The sequence below is a fragment of the Mesorhizobium sp. B1-1-5 genome (genome assembly GCF_006443065.1).
Lineage (GTDB): Bacteria > Pseudomonadota > Alphaproteobacteria > Rhizobiales > Rhizobiaceae > Mesorhizobium.
The window spans coordinates 1-1,637 of sequence record NZ_VFWS01000314.1 but is presented as its reverse complement, the minus strand read 5'-3'; the positions used below and the strand labels follow the sequence as shown (position 1 = coordinate 1,637).

Here is a 1,637-nt window from a genome sequence, read left to right as displayed (position 1 = left end):
CGTGAAGTCATGGATCAATCCGTTGTTTTGAAAAGAAAATTCAGTTGACCGCTGCCTGTTTATGCGGAAGCTGACCGGCACAACAGCCGATCACAGTGATTTGTTCCGTGGCACGATCATACAAGAAAAAACACGATCGCAATGCAGCCGGCGCAATTTTGCGAAAAGGACTGCGGGTGCTGACCGTGCGGGCAAGGCCCGGCCGTCCCAGCCAGGGGCTGCTGCAGGCGGGCAGAACGGTGTTTGCCTGCGCGCTGGGGCGTGGCGGCATCTCGGCGGGCAAGCGCGAAGGCGACGGCGCCACGCCGCTTGGCCAAATGCGGATCCTGTCGGGTTATTTCCGGGGAGACCACTTCTCCAGCGGCCGCATCACCCGGCTGGCGATGACGCCGATCGGGCCTGATCTCGGCTGGTGCGAAGTGCCCGACGACCGAAACTATAACAGGCCAGTCAAGATCCCCTACGGCGCCAGCCACGAACGCATGCGGCGCGACGACAGGCTCTATGATGCCTGCCTTGTGCTCGACTGGAATATAACGCCGCGCCGCCGCGGACGCGGCAGCGCCATCTTCTTCCACCTGGCGCGCCCGGGCTTCACGCCCACGCAAGGCTGCGTCGCGGTGACCGCACGCACGATGGCGCGCCTTTTGCCGCTGCTGTCGGACCGGACGGTGGTGAGGGTGGTAAGGTAGGGAGTAGGGAGTAGGGAGTAGGCAGTAGGCAGTAGGGTTCTCTTTCTATTGCCTACTCCTAATTCCTATTCCCTTTTCCTTACCTGCCAGCCGATGTCGAGCAGGCCCAGCCGGCCGAGTTCGCGGTCCATGGCGCGGGAGACGTCTTTGCGCGTGGCGCCAACATCGCGCAACTGGCGATCCGACAGGTCCTCGATGTCGTCCTGCCGCAGGCTTGCCGCGACCTTGGCCTGGCGGAGCCAGTAGAACGCTGCGGTCAGCCAGTTCAGCCGGCTCGCGGGAGCTCTCAAAGCTATGTGAGACATGATACGGTTCCTTCCATCCGGACATAAAATCCGGTTTGATATTGGTTCGATGGTGCTTCATGCCCGATTGAAAGATTGGAGAGAAACGAGTAGTTCTGTCCGGATTATCAAGTTTTCTTTGAGGATCAGGACGCCATGACCGCGTCTGTTCTGGGGCCACGCTGATGGCCCGCCTGGTGCCGGGAACCCGGGCGCTGAGGACGCTGGAGGCAGCGGCCCGGCATCTCAATTTCACCCGGGCCGCCGACGAACTCGGCCTGACACCAGCCGCCGTCAGCCACCAGATCTAGGAGATCGAAGACCAGCTCGGCATCGTCCTGTTCACGCGCTCCAGCCGCAGCATCCGGCTGACGGAGGCCGGAACGGTGCTGTTCGAGGCCTCTGCCGATGCGCTCGACCTGCTTGGCAAGGCCGTCTCGCGGGCACAGAAGATGACGCGCGGCACGACGCTGCTGAAAGTGACGCTCGACGCCCAATTCGCGACGAAATGGCTGATGCGGCGGGTCGAGGATTTTCGAAAAAAACATGAAGGCATCGAACTCAGGTTCGACATCGCCTACGGAGTCCGGGATTTCGACCTCGACGACGTCGATGTCGGCATCCGCTTCGGCGCCGGCAGATATCCCGGGCTCTGCGCGCA

General features: G+C 62.0%; 2 protein-coding genes and 1 pseudogene. 2 read left to right on the top strand and 1 reads right to left on the bottom strand.

Features of this window, described 5'->3' with window-relative positions; genetic code table 11:
• The first annotated feature begins 155 nt into the window (after nucleotides 1-155).
• A complete protein-coding gene (locus FJ980_RS30825; RefSeq protein WP_181165209.1) occupies nucleotides 156-692 on the top strand; it encodes a L,D-transpeptidase in 537 nt (178 codons plus the stop codon).
• A 65-nt stretch (nucleotides 693-757) separates the two neighbouring features.
• Here the strand turns inward: FJ980_RS30825 and FJ980_RS30820 are convergent, their stop codons facing one another.
• Complete coding sequence (locus FJ980_RS30820) at nucleotides 758-997, bottom strand: hypothetical protein (RefSeq protein ID WP_140547339.1); 240 nt, start codon at nucleotides 995-997, stop codon at nucleotides 758-760.
• 164 nt (nucleotides 998-1,161) lie between these two features.
• Between FJ980_RS30820 and FJ980_RS35885 the strand changes: the two are divergent.
• Nucleotides 1,162-1,637: pseudogene (locus FJ980_RS35885) on the top strand (LysR family transcriptional regulator); the annotation flags it as partial.

Coding starts and splice junctions, on each gene's coding strand:
- FJ980_RS30820 (WP_140547339.1), bottom strand. CDS start 997: ATGTCTCACATAGCTTTGAGAGCTCCCGCGAGCCGGCTGAACTGGCTG.